The following is a 19,764-nucleotide window of genomic DNA, read 5'->3' as shown; positions in this document are numbered from 1 at the left end:
CATAGCGTGGGGTCATGTCCTCGCCCGCCGAACGCTTTGCCGCCGCCCGCCGTCGCCGAGCCAGTGAGCTCACCCCCTTCGTCGAGGGCCTGGGCTTTGAGCTCGACACCTTCCAGCGGGAGGCCTGCGAGGCGGTCGAAGGGGGACACGGCGTGCTCGTCGCTGCCCCGACCGGCGCGGGCAAGACGGTCGTCGGCGAGTTCGCCGTGCACCTGGCCCTCGCGCGGGGGCAGAAGGCCTTCTACACGACGCCGATCAAGGCCCTGAGCAACCAGAAGTACCACGAGCTCGCCGCCCGCCACGGCTACGACCGCGTCGGCCTGCTCACCGGTGACGTCTCGGTCAACGGCGAGGCCCCGGTCGTCGTCATGACGACCGAGGTCCTGCGCAACATGATCTACGCCGGCTCCTCGACCCTCGACACGCTGGCTTTCGTCGTCATGGACGAGGTGCACTACCTCGCCGACCGCTTCCGCGGCGCCGTGTGGGAGGAGGTCATCATCCACCTGCCCCGCTCGGTCCAGGTCGTCTCCCTCTCGGCGACCGTGAGCAACGCCGAGGAGTTCGGTGCCTGGCTCGCCGAGGTGCGCGGCGGCACCGAGATCATCGTGTCCGAGGAGCGCCCGGTCCCGCTGTGGCAGCACATGCAGGTCGGCCGCGACGTCTACGACCTCTTCGTCGACGACGGCTCCGCCGGGACCCCGGCGAAGGTCAACCCCGAGCTGCTCGATGCCATCCGCGCCCGCGTGCGAGGTAACGGCGAGGACGACCAGCGTGGCCGCGGTGGCCACCGGGGTGGTCGTGACCGTCGCGGCGGACGCGGGCGTCGCAACGACCGGGGCCGCGGCGGCCAGGGGCCGCGCGGTGGGGGAGGGGGCCGCTTCGGCGGGGCCGCCTCCCGGACCGAGGTCATCCGCGAGCTCGATCGCGACGGGCTGCTGCCAGCGATCACCTTCATCTTCAGCCGAGCCGGGTGCGAGGGCGCCGTCGGTCAGCTGCTGGGCAACGACGTGCGTCTGGTGAGCGAGCGCGACGGCGAGCTCAACCGACGCACGGTCGAGGAGCGGGCTGCCGTCCTCGAGGGGGAGGACCTCGACGTCCTCGGGTACCACCAGTTCGTCGAGGGCATCTCCCGCGGCTTCGCCGCCCACCACGCCGGCATGCTCCCGCTCTTCCGCGAGATCGTCGAGGAGCTGTTCACGGCAGGGCGCATCCGGGCGGTCTTCGCGACGGAGACGCTCGCTCTCGGGATCAACATGCCCGCGCGCACGGTGGTCCTGGAGAAGCTGGTGAAGTTCAACGGCGAGTCGCACGTCGAGATCACCCCGGCCGAGTACACGCAGCTCACCGGACGCGCCGGCCGTCGCGGCATCGACGTCGAGGGTCATGCCCTCGTCGTGTGGTCACGCGGGCTGGACCCGATGTCGGTGGCCGGTCTCGCATCGACCCGGACCTACCCCCTTCGCTCCAGCTTCCGGCCGACCTACAACATGGCCGTCAACCTCGTGGCCCAGGTGGGCCGCCAGACGGCCAAGGAGGTGCTCGAGACCTCCTTCGCGCAGTTCCAGGCCGACCGCGCCGTCGTCGGGCTGGCGACCAAGGTGCGCGAGCAGCAGGAGTCGCTCGAGGCCTACAGCGAGGCCATGCACTGCCACATGGGCGACTTCCGCGAGTACGCCGCGCTGCGGCGGCGCATCTCCGACCTCGAGAAGGAGGGCTCGCGCAAGCGCAATGCCAACCGTCGCGCCGAGATCGCCGTCTCGCTCGAGGCCCTGTCCGTCGGAGACATCGTCCGCATCGGGGGCCGCCGGTCGGGCATCGCGATCGTCGTCGCCCCGCCACGCTCCTACAAGAGCGAGCTGACGGCACCGACCGTGCTCACCGAGCACCAGCAGATCCGCCGGCTGACCGCCGCCGACCTCGACGGTCCGGTCACCCCCCTCGGGCGGCTGGCCGTCCCCAGGGGGTTCAACCCGAAGTCGGCGAAGCAACGCTCCGACCTCGCCGCCACGTTGCGGATCAAGGCGCCCCACGAGGACGCCCCGAGCGTGCGGGCGCGCGCCGTCGAGAGCGCGAAGGGGGAGGACGAGCGCCTCGAGCAGCTGCGCCGCGAGCTGAAGTCGCACCCCTGCCACCAGTGCCCGGAGCGCGAGGAGCACGCCCGCTGGGCGGCGCGCTGGTGGAAGCTCAAGCGGGAGACCTCCGCCCTGCAGCGCAAGGTCGAGCACCGGACCAACTCCGTGGCGCAGACCTTCGAGCGGATCTGCGTCGTGCTGACCCGCATGGGCTACCTCGGCGACGACGGCGAGAGCGTCACCGACCTCGGCACCCGTCTGCGCCGGCTCTACACGGAGAAGGACCTGCTCGCGGCCGAGTGCCTGCGCGGGGGAGCGTGGAAGCGCCTCGACCCCGCCGAGCTGGCGGCCGTCGTCTCGATGCTCGTCCACGAGCCCCGGCACGACGAGCACGACCCCTTCCCGAGGATGCCGACGGACAACGTCTCCGACGCGTGGCAGGACATGGTTCGCCGCTGGAGCGAGCTCGAGGACCTCGAGCAGGCCAATGCCCTGCCCGCGACCGGCGAACCCGACGGGGGACTGGCCTGGACGGTCCACCGGTGGGCCAGCGGGCGCCGGCTCGACGAGGTGCTGTCGGGGTCGGACCTCACCGCAGGTGACTTCGTGCGGCGGTGCAAGCAGGTCGTCGACCTGCTCGACCAGGTGGCCGACGCCGCGCCCGAGCCGCACCTGCGCGGCGTGGCCCGCACGGCGGTCGACAAGGTGATGCGGGGCGTCGTCGCCGCCGACCGGCTGGACTGACCTCCCCTTCGGCCTCAGCCCCGCAGGGCAGTCGCGATCCGGTCGAAGGGGGAGGTCAGGCCGTGGTCGACGGCGAGCCGGCTCATCGCGGCCGGGTCGGCGATGTCGGGCGGCAGGCGCAGGTCGACGTCGGGGATCGGCACGTCATGCGCCACCCGGACCACGAGCGGGGCGACGTCGAGGTAGTCGCTCGCGGCCTCGAGGTTGGCGCGGCGTGCACCCTTGATCCGGGGGTCACCGGAGGCGACGGCCTCGCGCACCCCCGCGAGGGAGCCGAAGTCGGCGATGAGCGCGGCCGCGGTCTTGTCGCCGATGCCCTTGACTCCCGGCAGCCCGTCGCTCGTGTCGCCGCGCAGCGCGGCCATGTCGGCGTAGGCGTCACCCGAGGCGACGGCGTACTTGTCCGCGAGGAAGGCCTGGGTCACGACGTCGGGGTCGCGCACCCCACCCCGGGCGGTGTAGATGACCCGGGTGCCCGAGGCGTCGTCGACGAGCTGGAAGAGGTCGCGGTCGCCCGTGACGACGTCGACCGGCATCTGCCCGCGGTGGGCCATGGCCAGCGTGCCGATGACGTCGTCGGCCTCGTAGCCGGCGGCACCGATGCGGGGGATGCCGATGGCGGCCAGGGCCTCGGCGATGACCGGCACCTGCGGGCTGAGCTCGTCGGGGACCTCCTCGCCCTCCGCGGGGTCGTCGGCGACGCGGTGCGCCTTGTAGGTCGGGATCGCGTCGACCCGCCACTGCGGCCGCCAGTCGTCGTCCCAGCACGCCACGACGTGGGTGGGGCGGTAGCGGGTGATGAGCGTGGCGATCATGTCGAGGAATCCGGCCACGGCGTTGGTCGGGATGCCCGACGGCGCCTCGGCCCTCGCCGGCACGCCGTAGAAGGCGCGGAAGTACAGGGAGGCGGAGTCGAGCAGGAGCAGGCGGGGCGCCGAGTCGGACATGCCCTGACCCTACGGCTCTCGCTTATGGTTCATCCATGGAAGCGGCGGATCGACGGATCATCGACCTCCTGCGCGAGGACGGACGCATGAGCTACACCGACCTGGGCAAGGCCATCGGGTTGTCGACCTCTGCCGTGCACCAGCGGGTGCGACGCCTCGAGGAGCGGGGGGCCATCACCGGCTACGCGGCCGTCGTCGACCCCTCCGCCGTGGGCACGCCGCTCACCGCCTTCGTCTCGGTGACGCCTCTCGACCCCCGCGAGCCCGACGACATCCCCGACCGCCTGCGCGACATCCCCGAGATCGACGCGTGCTACTCGGTGGCCGGCGACGCCAACTACCTCCTGCGCGTGCGGGTGGGCACCCCGCAGGACCTCGAGGAGCTGCTGGCCACGGTCCGCAACCGCGGTGGCGTCTCGACCCGCACGACGGTCGTGCTCTCGACGCCGTGGGAGTGATCTCTCGGCTCCCGGTGCGTCTGGCCCTGGCCCTCGTCGGGGGCCTGTGCCTGTGGCTCTCCTTCCCTGACCACGACCTCGCCCTCATGGCGATCGTCGGGGTGGCCATCACCGGCATCGCCATGTGGGACGTCTCCGCGCGTGTGGGCGCACTGCTCGGGCTGGTCGCGGGGCTCGGCTGCTTCGTCCCCACCCTCAGCTGGTCGGGCATCTTCGTCGGGACCTTCCCGTGGGTGGCCTTGGCCGTCACCGAGTCCCTCTACGTCGCCGCGATGGGCGCGGTCCTCGCCGCGGTGCAGCGGCCCCTGCTGCGCCGCGGGCACCCACTGCCGGCCGCGCTGCTCGTCCCCCTGCTGTGGGTGCTCCAGGAATGGGTGCGGGGCACGCTGCCCTACGGCGGCTTCCCGTGGGCCCGCATCGCCTTCAGCCAGGCGGGCACCCCCTTCGCCCGGTGGGCCGCGGTCGGGGGAGCGCCGCTCATCACGCTCGCGGTCGCCCTCGTCGCGGTGCCGCTCGTCCTCGTCGTCGTCACCCGTCGCCCGCCGTGGGTGGCCCTCGGGCTGGCCGTCGCGGCCACGGCCGGCGCCTTCGTCGTGCCCGTGCCGACGAGCGGGGACGCGAGTGCCCGGGTCGGGCTGGTCCAGGGCAACGTGCCGCGGGCGGGCCTGGACTTCAACGCCGAGCGTCGCAAGGTCCTCGACAACCACGTCGTCGGGACCGAGCGCCTCGCCGAGCGGCACGACGACCTCGACCTGGTCATCTGGCCGGAGAACTCCTCCGACATCGACCCCCTGCGCAACCCCGACGCCGGCGCCCAGGTGCAGCGGGCTCTCGAGGCGGCCGGTGTGCCGGTCATCGTCGGGGCGATCCTCGACGAGCCGGCACCGGCGGTGTCCAATGCCTCGCTGTACTACCGGCCCGGGGGAGGGGAGCCGGAGCGCTACGTCAAGCAGCACCCCGTCCCCTTCGCCGAGTACGTGCCCCACCGCGACTTCTACCGGCTCTTCAGCTCCAAGGTCGACCTCGTGCGGGTCGGCTTCGCGAAGGGGGACCGCAACGCCGCCTTCACCGTCCCCGGCCGCAATGGTGACTTCTCCGCCGTGCCGACGATCTGCTTCGAGGTGGCCTACGACGGTCTGATGCGTTCGGCCGTCAAGGACGCGGAGGCGAAGGGGGACCCCAGCCTCCTCGTCGTGCAGACCAACAACGCCACCTTCGGCTACACGGCCGAGTCCACGCAGCAGTACGCGATCTCCCGGATCCGGGCCATCGAGCACGGCCGCAGCGTCGCCCACGTGTCGACCGTCGGCGTCTCCGGGTTCGTCAACCCCGACGGCAGCACGACGCCGACCACCGAGCTCTTCACCGCCGCCCAGCCCGTCGACGACGTCGTGCTGCGCAGCGGCCTGACGCTCTCCGACCGGCTCGGGCCGTGGGTGGAGTGGGCCTGCGGCCTCGGCCTGCTCGTCGCGGTGGGGTGGCGGCTGCGCCACCGGGCGACGGGTAGTGTCGGAGGCGAGCCACGGACCGACCCGAGCCCGACCGAGCAGACCGAGGAAGCCACCACCGGTGCCTGACCAGCCCCACGCCCAGCGACCGCCGATCGAGCGGGTCGCGGTGCTCATCCCGACCTACAACGAGCGCGACAACCTGCCGCTCATCGTCGAGCGGGTCCGCGAGTCGGTGCCTGCCGCCGATGTCGTGGTCCTCGACGACAACTCTCCCGACGGCACCGGCGAGGTCGCCGATGACATGGCCGCAGTCGACCCGCAGGTCATGGTGATCCACCGCCAGGGCAAGGAGGGCCTCGGTGCCGCCTACCTCGCCGGCTTCCGGTGGGCGCTCGAGCGCGGCTACGACGCCATCGTCGAGATGGACGCCGACGGCTCCCACCGCCCGGAGCACCTGTCGCACATGCTCGACGTCGCGGCCGACGCCGACCTGGTGATCGGCTCGCGCTACGTGCGCGGCGGCAAGATCGTCAACTGGCCCGCAGACCGCAAGGCCATCTCGATGGCCGGCAACATGTACATCAAGCTCGTCCTGGGCATGCCGGTCAATGACGCGACCGCCGGCTACCGCGTCTACCGCGCCGAGACCCTGCGCACGATCGGCCTCGACGAGGTCGAGAGCGCCGGCTACGTCTTCCAGACCGACCTGACGGTCCGCACGGTGCGTGCCGGGCTGCGCGTGGTCGAGGTCCCGATCACCTTCGTCGAGCGAGAGATCGGCGACTCCAAGATGGACGGCGACGTCGTGCGCGAGTCGATGACCCGGATCACCCGCTGGGGCCTGGCCCACCGGTGCCAGCAGCTGCGCCGACTGGTCGATCGAGAGCCGACATGGCACCGGTTGTGATCTTCGGGTCCGGGCCGACGGGGCCCGGACCCGCACCGCGCCGCCGCCGTCGGGTGGCGTGGGTGCCGCTGGCCATGGTGCTGTGGCTCGTCGTCGAGGTGCTCGCGGTCTACGGCGTCGCTCGACTCATCGGCGTCGGCTGGACGCTCCTGCTCTTCGTCGCGCTGTCCGCGCTCGGCGTGTGGCTGCTGCGACGCGAGGGGCGCCGTACCTGGCAGTCCCTGCGGGTCGCCCTGCGCAGCGGCGAGATGCCCTCGCGGGAGATCGCCGACGCGATCCTCGTCTTCCTCGGGGGCGCGCTGCTCACCCTGCCCGGTTTCGTCTCCGACGTGCTGGGCCTCGTGCTCGTGCTGCCCTTCACCCGGCCGGTGGCCCGCATCGGGCTCGAGGCCGTCATCGCCCGGCGGCTGCTCGCCGCGGGGATGCCGGTGGCCCCGGGGGAGGCGCGGGTGCGTCGTCGGCGGCGCCACGACGGTGGGGATGACGACGTCGTCGAGGGCGAGATCGTCGACGACTGAGGGGTGCGCACGACATGACGAAGGGGGCGGCCCACCGTGATCGGTGGGCCGCCCCCTTCGTGGTGCCGGGAGCCGAGGCTCAGGCGCTGCGCTTGCGCGGCTTCTCGCCACGGGAGGCGCGCAGGAGGTCCAGCCGCTCCTCGAGGAGCTCCTCGAGCTCGGGGATCGAGCGGCGCTCGAGCAGCATGTCCCAGTGGGTGCGGACGTGCTTGGCCGGCTTGAGCTCCGGCTCGGGGCCGTCGAGGAGCTTGCCGAGCTTGCCGCAGCGGCACTCCCAGGTGCCGGGGATGTCGGCCTCGACGGAGAAGGGCAGCTCGGTGCGGTGGCCGTCGTCACAGACGTAGGTCGTGATCTGACGGTCGCTCGGGACGACGTTGTCCGTCGTCTCCATGCTGAAGCTGACCATGCGCGTTCCGCGCAGCGTGCGCTCTGCCATGTTGCAAGTCTCCTGGTGTCTCTCGCGATGTCCGCGCCCCTGCCGCGCGGGCCCCTGTCACATGACAACGCTCAATGAGCATCATCTGTTCCGGCTGCTCGCGTCGTTGCGGCGCCGTGGCCCACGGCGGGCCTTCCGGATGGGCCCGATCTGGCGGTCGGCTCGCGGCGCGACCTGGGGCGACCCCACAGGATAGCGTCTCCCCACCGTGTCGCGCACATCGAGGCGCTCGGGGCGGTTAGCCTCGCCTCGTGACCGACGTGACGACACCCCCCGTGGAGCCGACGACCGCGCTGCGAGCCGAGCCGCAGGGCGGCTTCGGCCGGATTCTCGGCTGGGCGATGTGGGACTGGGGCTCGCAGCCCTTCAACACCGTCATCACGACGTTCGTCTTCTCCGTCTACCTGACCAGCTCGAGCTTCGGTCCGACCAACACCACGTCGACGGCGCTGGCGATCGCGACCGCCCTGTCCGGGCTGCTCGTGGCGCTCCTGGCGCCGGTCCTGGGGCAGAACTCCGACCGGGCCGGTCGGACGGTGCGCAACCTGCGCGTGCAGACCTGGGTGCTCGCGGCCGTGTCGGCCGCGCTCTTCCTCGTCCAGCCGGACCCGAGCTTCCTCGTCCTGGGGCTGGTCCTGCTGGGCGCCGGCTCGATCATCTCCGAGATCGCGGGCGTCAACTACAACGCCTCTATCGAGCAGGTCGCCTCACCGAGCAACGTGGGTCGGGTCTCCGGCTTCGGCTGGGGGATGGGCTACCTCGGCGGCATCCTCGTGCTGCTCCTGCTGTACTTCGTCTTCATCCAGCCCGAGGTCGGGCTCTTCGGCGTCACCGACACCGACGGCCTGGACATCCGGGTCTCCATGGTCGTGTGCGGCCTGTGGATCCTGCTCTTCACCCTGCCGACCTTCTTCGTGCTCAAGGACCAGCCGCGGGAGAAGGCGCCAAGGGTCGGGGTCGCCGAGTCCTACCGACTGGTGTGGGCCTCCCTTCGCCGCCTGTGGGCCCGCTCGCCGCACACCGTCTACTTCCTCGGCGCCTCGGCACTCTTCCGCGACGGCCTCGCGGGAGTCTTCGCCTTCGGCGCCGTGCTCGCTGCGGGGACCTTCGGGATGTCGGCCGGCGATGTGATCATCTTCGGCGCCGCCGCCAACATCGTCGCCGGCGTCGCCACGATGCTCTTCGGCCTCCTCGACGACGTCCTCGGGCCCAAGCGCGTCATCCTCATCTCGCTCGTGGCGCTCGTCGTGCTCGGACTGGCGATCTTCGTGCTCCACGACGGTGGGGCCACGGTCTTCTGGACGCTCGGGCTGGCGATGACCGCCTTCGTCGGTCCTGCCCAGGCGGCCTCCCGCAGCTTCCTCGCCCGGGTCATCCCCGAGGGGCACTCCGGTGAGATCTTCGGCCTCTACGCGACGACCGGGCGCGTGGTGTCCTTCCTGTCGCCGGCAGCCTTCGCCCTCTTCATCTGGCTCGGTGCCGTCATCACCGGCGACGACAACACCCAGTACTGGGGGATCCTCGGGATCGCGGTCGTGCTCATCGCAGGCCTGGCAGTGCTCATCCCAGTCAAGACCCCGCAGGAGCAGGTCGGCTCGCACCAGGCCTGATCAGCCGGCGTACTCCCAGTGCCAGGGCTCGGGCAGCGAGCCGCCGGCGGCCGCCCACGACGGGTGGAACCACCCGTAGAGCGGCGCATTCTGCTGCATCCACGCATGGGCGGGGTGGCCGAAGGAGTTGACGCCACCACACAGGTCGAGCGCCTTGCCGAGACCGTGGTTGCTCCTGCCCGGTGTGGCCGCCCACCCGCCACGCTGCTGCTTGGTGACGACCTGCTCGGCGTAGGAGCGGTAGCTGTCGGTGATGCACAGCAGGTGGCCGGTGTCGCGCTGGTAGGCCTTGCTCATCGCGTTGAAGGCCGCGGCGGCATCGGGGCGCAGCGACTCGCCGGGCCCGCCGAGCAGCGGGCACAGCCCGCTCGGGGGGATCTGGCCGTTGGGGTACGTGCCCATGTTGGTCGAGCAGGGCTTGGACCCCTCGAACTGGCTGACGTCCTGACCGAGCTCCTTGAGCGCGGAGGTGAGGCGGTCGCTCGCCCCCTGGGCGCGGTCGTCGGGCTGGCTGATCAGGGCGTTGACGATCGGGCCGGCCTCCTTGAGCTCCTCGGCGTGCTTGCGCCGCAGGGACTCCAGCTCGCTCTTGCGCTCCTTGAGCACCGCGTCGGCGCGCTCCTTGGCCCGGTCGGCACGTCGCTTGGCGCTCGCGGCCTTCTTCAGCGCCTTGTCCTTCTTCTTCGTCAACGACGCCTTGGTGACGGTGTCCTCGCGGACCAGGTCGACGGTGCGGATGCGCTCGTCGGTCAGATAGCTCAGGTCACCCGCCGAGTCGCCCGAGGTCTTCGAGCCGTCGGTCATCGTGCCAATCATCGTCATCGTGTCGCTGTAGCCCCCGGCCTGGGTGTAGGTGTCGAAGGCCCAGCTGCGCAAGTCCTTGCGGCCCTTGGCCAGGCGGTTGCGGTACTTGTCGAGCTCGCGCTGCGCGGTGTCCGCCTCCGACTTCGCGGCGGTGTACTCGTCGCGGGCCTTGGCCTTCTTCTGCAGCAGGCTGTTGGCCTTGGTCGAGTAGGACTTCAGCGACTTCACCGCAGCGGCGATGTCCTTGTTGTTCTTGACCAGGTCGGCGGTCAGGCGGTCGGCCTCGGCGATCTGGTCCTCAAGGTCCCCGGAGGAGAGCGGGGTGTCGTTGGCATCGCCCACGGGAGAGCTCTCGTCCACCGACCAGGCCGTGCTGGGATCGGCGGCCGTCCCGTCGTCCGTGGGCTCGGTCGCGGGAGCCGTGGTCGGCTCGACCGTCTCGGTCACGGGAGTCGTGGGGTCGACAGGCTCGGCCGACGCCGACGAGGCGGCAAGACCGGTGGCCAGACACAGCGCGATGGCCGCGCTGGTCGCGCCGCCGCGGCGGCGGATGCCAGATCGCATGAGTTCTCCTGGGAAGGGTCAGACCCGGGTCATCCTAGGCCCGCCGCGGCGTCACGTACACGTCCGCGTGACCGCGGCCTCGTCGAGCGAGCTCGCGGTCAGTCGGTGGACGCCGCCGACCTGCCCGAGGTGGTCTTCGTGGTCGTCGCCTTCTTCGCCGAACGGCTGGCGGGAGCGGTCTTGCGGGCGCGGGTGCGCAGACGCACCTGCCGCTGGGAGCCCTCGGCGCGGGTCTCGAGGTAGGGCTGCTCCTCGACGAGGCTGGAGAGCTTCTGGTGGCCGAAGGTCCGTGGGTCGAAGTCGGCGTGCGCCCGGCTGAGGTGCTGACCGACGAGTGCGAGCGCACTCCAGCCGTCGTCGCCCGAGGTCGCGTTGATCGCCTTGGTCAGCGCGGACTGGAGGTTGATCGTCGTCTCGGGCTCGCCGCCGTCCTCGGCAGGGGAGGGGGACCTCCCTTCGTCCTGGCCGGAGTCGTCGTCACGGGCCTGCTCCTGCAGCAGCTCGAGGAAGATGAACTGGTCGACCGCACGCCGCAGCGACTCCGGGGTCTTGCGCAGACCGAGTCCGTAGACCCGCTTGCCGGACTCGCGCAGTCGCGTCGCCAGCCGGGTGAAGTCCGAGTCGGACGAGACGAGCGCGAAGGCCTCGACATTGCCCTGCCACAGCAGGTCCATCGCGTCGATGATGAGCGCGCTGTCGGTGGAGTTCTTGCCGACGGTGTAGGCGAATTGCTGGACCGGCTGGATGGCATTGCGGTGCAGCTCAGGCTTCCACCCGCCGAGCTGCGAGGTCGTCCAGTCGCCGTAGGCCCGCTTGACGGTCGGGGTGCCGTACTTCGCAAGCTCCTCGAGCACCGCGGCGGTGTGCTTGGCGGAGACGTTGTCGCAGTCGATGAGGACGGCGATGCGGGTCGAGCTGCTGGGGTCGTCCATGCCCGCAACCTACCCTCTGGTGCAGGAGCGCGAAGGGGGACATACTGCAGCCGGACGACGGGCCCGGGAGAGTGAGATCGGGCGCCGGATCCGCCACACCCACCTCGCCTCGCAGGAGTCCTGTCATGCGCCTGTCCCGACGCACCATCGCCCTCTCGTCCGCCATCGCTGCCGCCACCGTCGCGGCCGGTAGCGCCGTGTCCGCCGAGACCACCTCGACGCCGCCCCAGATGTCGACCGTCACCTACGTCGGCATCTACGACGGGTCCTTCGCCGGCTTCCCGGGCACCGCCCACCGGGTGTCCGTGCTGATGAAGCGCGGCACCACCGCCGACTTCGGCAAGAACCAGCAGAACTACGTCAACGTCGAGTCCTTCCGCTGCGCCAGCGGGGTCACCGTGCCCCCGACGGGTTCCGCCCCGGCCGGGTGCGAGCTGGCGGCGACGACCCCGATGCGCAACTCCGCCTCGTCGGCCTACGTCTCGAGCACGGGTCGCTCGGCCAACATGAGCGGGACCTTCGCCGCGCGCTCGGGCAAGGCGCGCACCCTGAAGAGCACGCTGCGCTTCTACGCCGCCGACCCCGGCGGTGAGCACTCCTTCGGCCCGGACCTGACCGTGCGCAACGGGTCCGGTCGGGTCACCGGCCTGCTCGGGGGGAAGACCCCGACGAGCGCGTCGGTCCTCGTGACGACCTTCGGGGCCTGAGCGAGGGCTGGGCCACCGGTCGCGTCGAGTCGCGACCGGTGCCCCAGCCGAACTCACGCCTTGGTGCGGCGGCGCTGTCGGGGGACCGGGCGGACGACGAGCACCGGGCAGGGAGCGGTGCTCTGCACCCGCTGTGCCGTGCTGCCGATGAAGACCTTGTCGGTCAGTCCGCGGCTGCCGCTGGCCACGACGATCAGCTCGATGCCCGACACCTTGGCCGCTCGGATGATCTCGGAGGAGGGCGTGCCGCTGCGCACCCGGGTGCGCACCCTGGTCGTCTCCGACCAGTCGTCGAACTCCGCGGCGATGACCGCGACCGCTGCCTCCGCCTCCGCCTTGAAGGAGCTCCCCGTGAGCTGCCTGGGGGCCTTGGCGTCGGCCGAGATCTCGTCGACGAAGGAGACGCTCGCCAGAGGCCTGGTGACCGCCAGGACGAGGATCTGCTCGACCTTGCCCGGGTCCGCGAAGGACTTGAAGTGGCGGGCGGCCCGTAGGGACTGCCGGGAGCCGTCGGTGGCGATGAGCACGTGCATGTCAGCTCTCCAGATCGGTGGTGGGGGTGCCGCCGCCGAGCAGCCGCTCGGCGATGAAGAGGACGACGCCGACGCCGAGCAGCGCCGCGCAGTACAGGAGCGACCCGGGGTCGTCGTAGATGACGTAGCCGAGGATGAGGAAGTTGGCGACGACACCGATCGCGAGCAGGACCCGTGGCGCCCTGAAGGTCTCGTCGGTGCGGTCATGACGATCGAGCTTGACCGCCGAGACGATGACGAGGGCGTAGATCAGCAGCGTGAAGACGACCGTGACATTGGCCAGCTGGGCCAGGTCGGCTCCGGAGACGAGCAGCGCGGCGATGACGACGACGGAGAAGAGGATCGCCAGCCACGGCACCTGCCGGCTGCTCACCTTGGCGAAGGGGGCGGGGACGACGTCCTCGCGTGCCATGCCGTAGAGGATGCGGGACTCCGTCACGAGGCAGACGAGGCAGGTGTTGGTGATCGCCACCATCGCGATGATCGCGAAGATGATCGTCAGCACGGCGACGGAGAGCGGCAGGATCCCCGTCTTGACGACCTCGAGCAGCGCGGCGTCGGACTCGGCGAGCTGCTGGATGGGGACGGTGACCGCGGCGGTGATGGCGATGAGCACGTAGAGGACACCGGCGGTCGCCATGCCGCCGATGAGCGCTCGGGGGAAGTCGCGGCGAGGGTTGCGTGTCTCCTCGGCGAGGTTGGCCGCGTTTTCGAAGCCCGTCATCGCGAAGAAGGCCAGGGCCACGCCCGCGAGCAGGCCGAGGGCAGGGTTGCTGTCGGTCGAGAACTCGGTGATCCGGCCGAACTCGACCTTGCCCTGGGCGGTCGCGACGACCCCGATGACGAGCACGATGATCAGGCCGGTGACCTCGACGAAGGTCATGATCATGTTGGCGACGACGGACTCGGTGATGCCGATGAAGTTGATGATCGCGAGGGCGACGATGAAGGCCAGGGCGACGACGAGCGCCGGAGCCGCCTCCCACACCTCGCCGAAGTACTGGGCGAACCCGGTCGCGAGCGAGCCGGCCGCCGCATAGCTCGCGGACAGCATGCAGAAGGTGATGAAGAAGGTCAGGGTCTTGTTCTTGAAGGCCTTGTTGACGTAGAGGGCGGCTCCTGCGGCCTGCGGGTACTTCGTCACCAGCTCCGCGTAGGCGAGCCCGGTGATCGTGGCGACCGTGACTCCGACGGCGAAGGCGGCCCAGAAGGCGCCGCCCACCGCGCCGGCGACGAGGCCGATGAGGACATAGATGCCAGATCCGAGGACGTCTCCGAGCACGTAGAAGTAGAGGAGGCGACCGCTGACCCCTTGCTTGAGCTCGGAGTCCTCGTTGACCGCTGGTGTGCCTTCCGGTCCGGTCGTGTCGACGGACATGCCTTGGCCTTCCTCGTGAGCGGGCCACCGCTGCGGCGGCTTCGTCTGTGATCCACACCACAGCCGATGACGCCGGCTGTCAAATGGAGGGCGTCAGCAGCGTGTCGCAAGAACGCCGATCGAGCCCCTGGATGGCCGCGCCATATGACAATTGCAGCAGCTTAAGAAGAATGGTCAAAAGATTGGCGTGAGATGCGCGAGGAATTCCACCAATGAATGTGATCATGCGCGCCTCCAGGGCTGGCGACCGGGGAGGAGTAGCGCCCGTCGGCGATACACGCAGGAGCCCCCGCGCCACGATGATCGGCTCGGGGGCTCCTGCCGCAGAGGCGAGCTCGGAGGTCAGAGGCCCAGCAGGTGGAGCAGATCGGTCGCCAGGCCGGCGACGGACGACAGGAGTTCGGCCAGGGGTCCAGACAGCATCTTCAATACCCTTCTCATCGAGATGCATTCACCGTTCGGCGATGCATTTCTATTTCAGTAGAGGAGAATTCTGCCTGCAACTGGGGGCGGTTAATTCGGCGTAACCAGTTCACCCGGGACGAAACATGGATGACATCACGTCAGTCATCACGCGAGGGCCTGGACCGGCCACGCTTGATCTCGCCCCGCCGGGTCTTTGCGGCCAGCCGCCGCCGTTGCGACCCTCGGGTCGGTTTCGTGGCCCGACGAGACGGGGGAGGAGGTGCCAGCGCCTCGCGCAGCAGCGCGGCCATCCGCTCACGTGCAGCACTGCGGTTGCGTCGCTGCGCACGGTGCTCCGACGCGTCGACGGTGAGGGTGGTACCCACGAGACGGGTCGACAGGCGCGCCGCCCGCTCGCGCTGACGGTCGGTCAGCGCGCTCGTGGTGGCGAGGTCGAGGGAGAGCTGGACGCGCGAATCGGTCGTGTTGACCCCTTGGCCGCCGGGTCCGCCGGCCCTGCTGAACTGCTCGGTGAGCTCGCCCGCGGGCACGACGAGGCCGGCGGGGATCCCGGGCCCGGGGGGCACGCGCAGCTCGCTCACCCCACGAGGGTCTCATTCCGACCGGGTGTGCTGGTCACGCGCGGGCCGCACGAGGCCTGCGCTGCGCTCGAGCGCGACCTACCGGAGGAGCACCACGAGCACGAGGTCGACCGGCTTGGGAAGATCGGCGCCGGGGTCGAGCACGCCGGCCGGCAGGGGAGTGCCGTTGACGAGCAGGCCGTCGGCCGCAGCCGTCGGGCCCGCTCGCCCGAGGCGACGAGTGAGGTGCACGACCCCCTTCGACGAAGTGGGCCTCGTACATGGCCCCCATGGCTCCTGCACCGACGACGGCGACGGACTCGACGGGCTGGCTCACGGCCGCAGACTATCGACGCGACCAACGAGCGCGACCGTGGCGAGACAGACCGCCGTCGCGACGAGGAGGGCCAGCCCCCCGAGATGGCCTGCGGTGCAGGCCACGACGAGACCGAAGGCGGCCGCCCCGAGCGAGCCCCGGACCACCCCGCCCAAGAGGTCCTGCACGGCCCGCGCCCCGCGCTGCGCATGGGTGGACGGCGAGAGCGCGAGCGCGACGAGGGGGGCCGCCGCCAGCGTCCCGGCGAGACTTGAGCCCAGGGTCTCGACGGCCGCGGTCAGCGCAATCACGAGACCGGAACGGATGGCGACCCGGACGAGGAGATCGTGCCGTGCACTCCGGGAGGGGACGGCCGTGTCCGCAGTGTCGGAACGTGGCCACCCGGCCAGCGCAGCGAGGGCGACAAGTGCATGGAGTCAGGCGGTGACGAGGACTCCCTCCACGAGCGTCCTCGCGATGGCGACGCCCACCACCCAGGCGACGAGGGCCGCGCCCAGGGCAACGGCGGGGGAGTGGCGTGGGGCCGCGATCGCATAGGTGACGCACATGGCGACGACCGCGACCTGACCGCCGAGCAGGCCGACGGCGCCGTGGGCAAGCGCCTCGGAGCCGTGCGACAGGTGGAGCAGGCACAGGAAGGTGCCGGAGGTGAGGGGGAGTCCGACGACGAGGCCCCCGAGGCGATCACCGAGGCGACCTTGCGCGAGGCTCGCGAACACGATGACGAGGGGAGGGAGGATGAGACGCAGGGCGATGGTTTCCACGTGGCACCACCCTTGTCGGGGGCCGGCCGTGGAGGGGACGGACATCGGACCATCCACGGGCCACCTGCCGGGATGATCGCGGCGAGATCGAGATATGGGCGATGATGTCACGGTGAGCCAGCCCGACCGCCTCGACCGACAGATCCTCAGCCACCTCGTCCATGATGGACGCGCGACCTACCAGGAGCTCTCCCGTGAGGTGCGCCTGTCCGCCAGCTCGGTGGCCGAGCGCGTGCGTCACCTGCGTGCGACCGGCGTGATCCGTGGCTACCGTGCCGAGCTCGATGCGGCGGCCCTGGGTCGGCCGTTGACCATGGTGAGCGAGGTGCGGTTGCGTGAGCCCACGATCCGCAGAGAGTTTGCTGCCAGCCTCGCGGCGATCCCGCAGGTCGTCGCCGGGTCACGCCTCACCGGCGACTACGACTACGAGCTGCGGCTGGCCTGTCGTGACGCCGCGGAGTTCGAGTCGATCGTCGACCGGCTGCGCGCCGACCACGGCGTCGTGGCGATCAGGTCCCGGATGGTGCTGCACGACCTCGAGATCGATCCCGGGGGACTTGCCGGGCTCGAGTAGGCAACCGAAAGTCCGTTGTCCCGGACGACCCGAGGGACCTCCCCATCCACTTCCGTCGACGGCCCGACGTGCATCGAGGCTTGGGCAGAGCCCACGTCGATCTCACGAGCGCGACTGCGGCAGAACAGGACTCGACCTTGCGCGGGCACTGGTGCCGGGGCCCTCGCATGTCGACGTCGGGCAGCTCCCGGAGGAGGGGCACGTCGTGCTCGCCGATCCCGAGGGCAACGAGTTCTCCATCGCCCCGACGACGCGCTGAGCGCGCGCCGCGGCGCTAGCGTGAACTCGTGATCACCTCGGGCCTCGTCAACGTCTTCACCCGCGACGTCCTCGAGGCGCTCGAGTTCTACGTCGGGCGCCTGGGGGTCACGGAAACCTTCGGCACACCGACCGAGGGCGTGCCCGAGCACGTGGAGCTCGCCGCGGACGGCTTCGTCCTCGCGATCAGCAGCGCCGAGGCGGCACGACGGGTGCACGGTCTCGAGGCACAGGTCGGCAGCCCGGCGATGAACCTCGTCTTCTGGGTGGACGACGTCGACGCGACCTACCGGGACCTCACGTCCCGAGGCGTCGTCGGCCACACCGAGCCGCACGACACCGGCAACGACAACCGCAATGCCGTCGTGCTGGACCCGGCCGGCACGCTCGTCGAGCTCGTGGCCAAGCGCGGATGACCCGCACCGACCGCCTACGGTGAGGCCATGCGCCTGACCGCGGCCGTGCGCGCCTCCGCACGCGACCCACTCCTGCAGGTCGCCAAGACCGCCCTGGCGACCATCGTCGCCTGGATCGTCTGCGACCTGCTGATCACCGACGGTCCGCCGCCGGTCTTCGGCGCGATCGCCGCGATGCTCGTCGTGCAGCCGAGTCTCAACCAGTCCCTGACGAAGGGGGTCGAGCGCAGCGTCGGCGTGGTGGCCGGGGTCTTCCTGGCGACCGGCATGGGGGTCGTGCTCGGGACATCGTCGTGGGTGGTGCTGCTCGCGGTGAGCGCGGCACTCGTGCTGTCGTGGGCGCTGCGGCTGACGAGCGGATCGGGGATCCAGATCGCGATCACCGCACTGCTCGTGCTCACCCTCGGAGCATCGACACCGGACTACGCCACGATCCGCATCGTCGAGACGATGATCGGTGCTGTCATCGGCATCGTCGTGCACCTGCTGCTCGTCCCTCCGGTCGCGCTGGCGCCGGCGCGTACGGCGCTCGATCTGCTGGGGGAGGAGACGGCAGAAGCCCTCGAACGTCTGGCCGATGCGCTCGTCTCCCGCAAGACGCGACCTGGTCGCCTGCTCCTGCTCCACGACGCCCGGCGGCTGCACCCCCTTCGCGACAAGGCGACGGAGGCCATCGACGCGGCGGAGGACTCGCTGCTGCTCAACCCGCGCGCCGCTCGCTACCGCGGAGAGCTCGAAGCGCTGCGCGACACGCTCGACATGCTCAACAAGGTCGGTACCCAGGTGCGGGGGATGACCCGGGCCTACGTCGACCACTACGACGAGGGCGTCCGGGAGGAACCCCTGGTCGTCGGCATCTCCGAGGAGCTGCGGCGGGCCGCGCACGACACCCGGCTGAAGCTGCGCCTGGCCGTGCCGCGGACGTCGCCGGACGCGCTGGACGACACCCAGCCCGCGCTGACCGAGCCGCTCGACACGAGTGCACCGCAGGGGATGCGGTGGGTGCTCGTGGGTTCGCTCATGGAGGACCTGCGGCGCATCCGGCACGAGCTGGGCGCCGACGGTCGTGGGGGGCAGGGCCACTCGAGCAGCTCCGACTGAACTGACATAATCTATGTTATCGGCAGTGTGATTTAAGGTGTGATTCGATGCGGGATTAGGTATTGGATTCGACTGCGGCGCGTGGCACACTGCAGGTATGAGCACTCAGTCGACCATCGCCCGCGGCGACCTGCGCGCCTACGAAGAGTCGGTGCGGCTGGCCACGCCGGAACTCGTCGAGCGGCTGCGTGACCTGCTCGGCGCCAAGCTGGTTGCCTACCTGGGCTCGGTCCAGGAGACCCGGGCGGTGCGGCAGTGGGCCGACGCCGGCGACGCGCGCACGCCGTCGACCGACGTGGTCAACCGACTGCGGATGGCCTACCGGATCGCAGCACTGCTGCGCGGCAAGGACTCGGCCGCGGTCGTCCAGGCATGGTTCCAGGGCATGAACCCGCGGCTCGACGACGTCGCGCCGGCACGGCTGCTGCGTGAAGGCGACCTCGAGCAGGTCGGCCCCAGCGTCCTGGCAGCCGCGCGCGCGTTCGCCGCTGCCGGATGACGTCGCCGGTGGCTGAGGCGCCCCAGCTGGTCGTCGTCGACGCGGCCGAGGAGGTCTGGCGGGTCGGCTTCAAGCCGGAGCCCTGGGCGTGGTCGGGTTGGGAGTGGGCCGGCGCCGACGGCCGGTTCCACGGTCGCTGGGACGACCGGCAGGGCAACTTCCGCACCATCTATGCCGGCTCCACGCTTCTGGCCTGCCTGCTCGAGGTACTCGCCGGCTTCAGGCCGGACCCGACGCTCGCGCTCGAGCTGGACGACATCGTGGAGGACGACGAAGACGGGGCGGTGTATCCGACCGCGCGGGCCGGCGAGATCTCCTACTCGTGGCTGGAGCCTCGTTCAGCGGCGAGTGCGACACTGACCGGCCGCTTCTGTGCCGTCACGGCGGCCGAGTCCATCGCCGCGCTGCGGCCGCAGTTCGTCGCCCTCGCTCACATGCTGAACCTGCACGACTTCGACGCTGCGGCGCTCAAGGACGGGCGCCCGAGGGCACTCACCCAGTCTGTGGCCACCTACCTGCACGCCAGCACTGAGCTCGACGGCGTCACCTTCGCCTCCAGGCACGGTGACGACCTCGCCCTCTGGGCCATCTTCGAGCGAGCCGAGGACCCCGCGATCAGCCGGACCCTCGACGCGATCGAGCACCACGCGCTCTCCCCTGAGCACTCAGACGTCCAAGAGGCTCTCCGGATCCTCGGCCTCCGCTGGTCGACCCACTGAGCAGCCCAGCTGGCACAAGCCGTTCCACCCCTGCGCAAGGGGTCGG

Annotated in this window: 23 protein-coding genes; 12 read left to right on the top strand and 11 right to left on the bottom strand. The window is 70.7% G+C overall.

What is annotated here, in order from left to right:
• Positions 1–14: 14 nt before the first annotated feature.
• Positions 15–2,819 (top strand): DEAD/DEAH box helicase, encoded by a 2,805-nt coding sequence (locus NYE39_RS02925; protein ID WP_341011811.1) that lies wholly within the window; start codon positions 15–17, stop codon positions 2,817–2,819.
• A 14-nt stretch (positions 2,820–2,833) separates the two neighbouring features.
• Here the strand turns inward: NYE39_RS02925 and NYE39_RS02920 are convergent, their stop codons facing one another.
• Positions 2,834–3,766, bottom strand: a complete 933-nt coding sequence (locus tag NYE39_RS02920; RefSeq protein WP_341011810.1) for a 5'-3' exonuclease — start codon at positions 3,764–3,766, stop codon at positions 2,834–2,836.
• 35 nt (positions 3,767–3,801) lie between these two features.
• Here NYE39_RS02920 and NYE39_RS02915 point away from each other — a divergent pair, with 35 nt between their 5' ends.
• Genes NYE39_RS02915 through NYE39_RS02900 form a run of 4 tightly spaced genes read left to right on the top strand, consistent with a single transcriptional unit; the run spans position 3,802 to position 7,100 of the window.
• Positions 3,802–4,224 (top strand): Lrp/AsnC family transcriptional regulator, encoded by a 423-nt coding sequence (locus NYE39_RS02915; protein ID WP_072624604.1) that lies wholly within the window; start codon positions 3,802–3,804, stop codon positions 4,222–4,224.
• On the top strand, positions 4,215–5,801 hold the full coding sequence (lnt, locus tag NYE39_RS02910) for an apolipoprotein N-acyltransferase (RefSeq protein WP_341011809.1): 1,587 nt from the start codon (positions 4,215–4,217) through the stop codon (positions 5,799–5,801). Before NYE39_RS02915 ends, lnt begins: the two co-directional genes overlap by 10 nt.
• The gene (locus NYE39_RS02905; RefSeq protein WP_341011808.1) at positions 5,794–6,582 is read left to right on the top strand and encodes a polyprenol monophosphomannose synthase; all 789 of its coding nucleotides are present in this window, start codon (positions 5,794–5,796) and stop codon (positions 6,580–6,582) included. The genes lnt and NYE39_RS02905 overlap by 8 nt, the downstream gene beginning before the upstream one ends.
• The gene (locus tag NYE39_RS02900) at positions 6,567–7,100 is read left to right on the top strand and encodes an FxsA family protein (RefSeq protein ID WP_083546084.1); all 534 of its coding nucleotides are present in this window, start codon (positions 6,567–6,569) and stop codon (positions 7,098–7,100) included. Before NYE39_RS02905 ends, NYE39_RS02900 begins: the two co-directional genes overlap by 16 nt.
• A gap of 79 nt (positions 7,101–7,179) precedes the next feature.
• On the opposite strand, the gene NYE39_RS02895 is transcribed toward NYE39_RS02900, so the two are convergent.
• Positions 7,180–7,536 carry an RNA polymerase-binding protein RbpA gene (locus tag NYE39_RS02895; protein ID WP_341011807.1) on the bottom strand — a complete coding sequence of 119 codons (357 nt, stop codon included), beginning with the start codon at positions 7,534–7,536 and terminating at the stop codon, positions 7,180–7,182.
• Positions 7,537–7,787: 251 nt separating this feature from the next.
• Here NYE39_RS02895 and NYE39_RS02890 point away from each other — a divergent pair, with 251 nt between their 5' ends.
• Positions 7,788–9,146, top strand: a complete 1,359-nt coding sequence (locus tag NYE39_RS02890) for an MFS transporter (RefSeq protein WP_341011806.1) — start codon at positions 7,788–7,790, stop codon at positions 9,144–9,146.
• On the opposite strand, the gene NYE39_RS02885 is transcribed toward NYE39_RS02890, so the two are convergent.
• Both NYE39_RS02885 and NYE39_RS02880 read right to left on the bottom strand, forming a co-directional pair.
• Positions 9,147–10,514: a D-alanyl-D-alanine carboxypeptidase family protein gene (locus NYE39_RS02885; protein ID WP_341011805.1), complete on the bottom strand. Its 1,368-nt coding sequence runs from the start codon at positions 10,512–10,514 to the stop codon at positions 9,147–9,149. It lies immediately after the preceding gene.
• A gap of 98 nt (positions 10,515–10,612) precedes the next feature.
• The gene (locus NYE39_RS02880) at positions 10,613–11,446 is read right to left on the bottom strand and encodes an NYN domain-containing protein (protein WP_341011804.1); all 834 of its coding nucleotides are present in this window, start codon (positions 11,444–11,446) and stop codon (positions 10,613–10,615) included.
• A gap of 125 nt (positions 11,447–11,571) precedes the next feature.
• Here NYE39_RS02880 and NYE39_RS02875 point away from each other — a divergent pair, with 125 nt between their 5' ends.
• Positions 11,572–12,153 carry a hypothetical protein gene (locus NYE39_RS02875; RefSeq protein WP_341011803.1) on the top strand — a complete coding sequence of 194 codons (582 nt, stop codon included), beginning with the start codon at positions 11,572–11,574 and terminating at the stop codon, positions 12,151–12,153.
• Between the two features lie 53 nt (positions 12,154–12,206).
• Here NYE39_RS02875 and NYE39_RS02870 read toward each other — a convergent pair whose 3' ends face one another.
• The 7 genes from NYE39_RS02870 to NYE39_RS02840 form a co-directional block, all read right to left on the bottom strand.
• Complete coding sequence (locus NYE39_RS02870) at positions 12,207–12,686, bottom strand: universal stress protein (protein ID WP_341011802.1); 480 nt, start codon at positions 12,684–12,686, stop codon at positions 12,207–12,209.
• Between the two features lies 1 nt (position 12,687).
• Positions 12,688–14,064, bottom strand: a complete 1,377-nt coding sequence (locus tag NYE39_RS02865) for an APC family permease (protein ID WP_341011801.1) — start codon at positions 14,062–14,064, stop codon at positions 12,688–12,690.
• A 79-nt stretch (positions 14,065–14,143) separates the two neighbouring features.
• A complete protein-coding gene (locus tag NYE39_RS02860; protein ID WP_341011800.1) occupies positions 14,144–14,290 on the bottom strand; it encodes a hypothetical protein in 147 nt (48 codons plus the stop codon).
• A 337-nt stretch (positions 14,291–14,627) separates the two neighbouring features.
• Positions 14,628–15,071, bottom strand: coding sequence for an alternative ribosome rescue aminoacyl-tRNA hydrolase ArfB (arfB, locus tag NYE39_RS02855; RefSeq protein ID WP_341011799.1), 444 nt, complete (start codon positions 15,069–15,071; stop codon positions 14,628–14,630).
• Between the two features lie 78 nt (positions 15,072–15,149).
• Positions 15,150–15,302, bottom strand: coding sequence for a hypothetical protein (locus NYE39_RS02850; RefSeq protein ID WP_341011798.1), 153 nt, complete (start codon positions 15,300–15,302; stop codon positions 15,150–15,152).
• Between the two features lie 81 nt (positions 15,303–15,383).
• Positions 15,384–15,677 (bottom strand): hypothetical protein, encoded by a 294-nt coding sequence (locus NYE39_RS02845; protein ID WP_341011797.1) that lies wholly within the window; start codon positions 15,675–15,677, stop codon positions 15,384–15,386.
• A 126-nt stretch (positions 15,678–15,803) separates the two neighbouring features.
• Entirely contained in the window at positions 15,804–16,151 is a 348-nt protein-coding gene (locus NYE39_RS02840) for a hypothetical protein (protein ID WP_341011796.1), read from the bottom strand.
• 112 nt (positions 16,152–16,263) lie between these two features.
• On the opposite strand from NYE39_RS02840, the gene NYE39_RS02835 reads away from it, so the two are divergent.
• The 5 genes from NYE39_RS02835 (at position 16,264) to NYE39_RS02815 (ending at position 19,718) form a co-directional block, all read left to right on the top strand.
• Positions 16,264–16,725, top strand: coding sequence for an Lrp/AsnC family transcriptional regulator (locus tag NYE39_RS02835; RefSeq protein ID WP_341011791.1), 462 nt, complete (start codon positions 16,264–16,266; stop codon positions 16,723–16,725).
• 287 nt (positions 16,726–17,012) lie between these two features.
• Complete coding sequence (locus NYE39_RS02830; protein WP_341011790.1) at positions 17,013–17,399, top strand: VOC family protein; 387 nt, start codon at positions 17,013–17,015, stop codon at positions 17,397–17,399.
• A 27-nt stretch (positions 17,400–17,426) separates the two neighbouring features.
• Complete coding sequence (locus NYE39_RS02825) at positions 17,427–18,500, top strand: FUSC family protein (protein WP_341011789.1); 1,074 nt, start codon at positions 17,427–17,429, stop codon at positions 18,498–18,500.
• A gap of 97 nt (positions 18,501–18,597) precedes the next feature.
• On the top strand, positions 18,598–18,999 hold the full coding sequence (locus tag NYE39_RS02820; protein WP_084452012.1) for a hypothetical protein: 402 nt from the start codon (positions 18,598–18,600) through the stop codon (positions 18,997–18,999).
• Between the two features lie 8 nt (positions 19,000–19,007).
• Positions 19,008–19,718 (top strand): RES domain-containing protein, encoded by a 711-nt coding sequence (locus tag NYE39_RS02815; RefSeq protein ID WP_159451209.1) that lies wholly within the window; start codon positions 19,008–19,010, stop codon positions 19,716–19,718.
• Positions 19,719–19,764 lie beyond the last annotated feature (46 nt).

It is taken from the genome of Janibacter sp. FSL W8-0316 (assembly GCF_038004165.1).
Classification (GTDB): domain Bacteria; phylum Actinomycetota; class Actinomycetes; order Actinomycetales; family Dermatophilaceae; genus Janibacter; species Janibacter indicus.
This window is presented reverse-complemented; position numbering and strand designations above follow the sequence as displayed.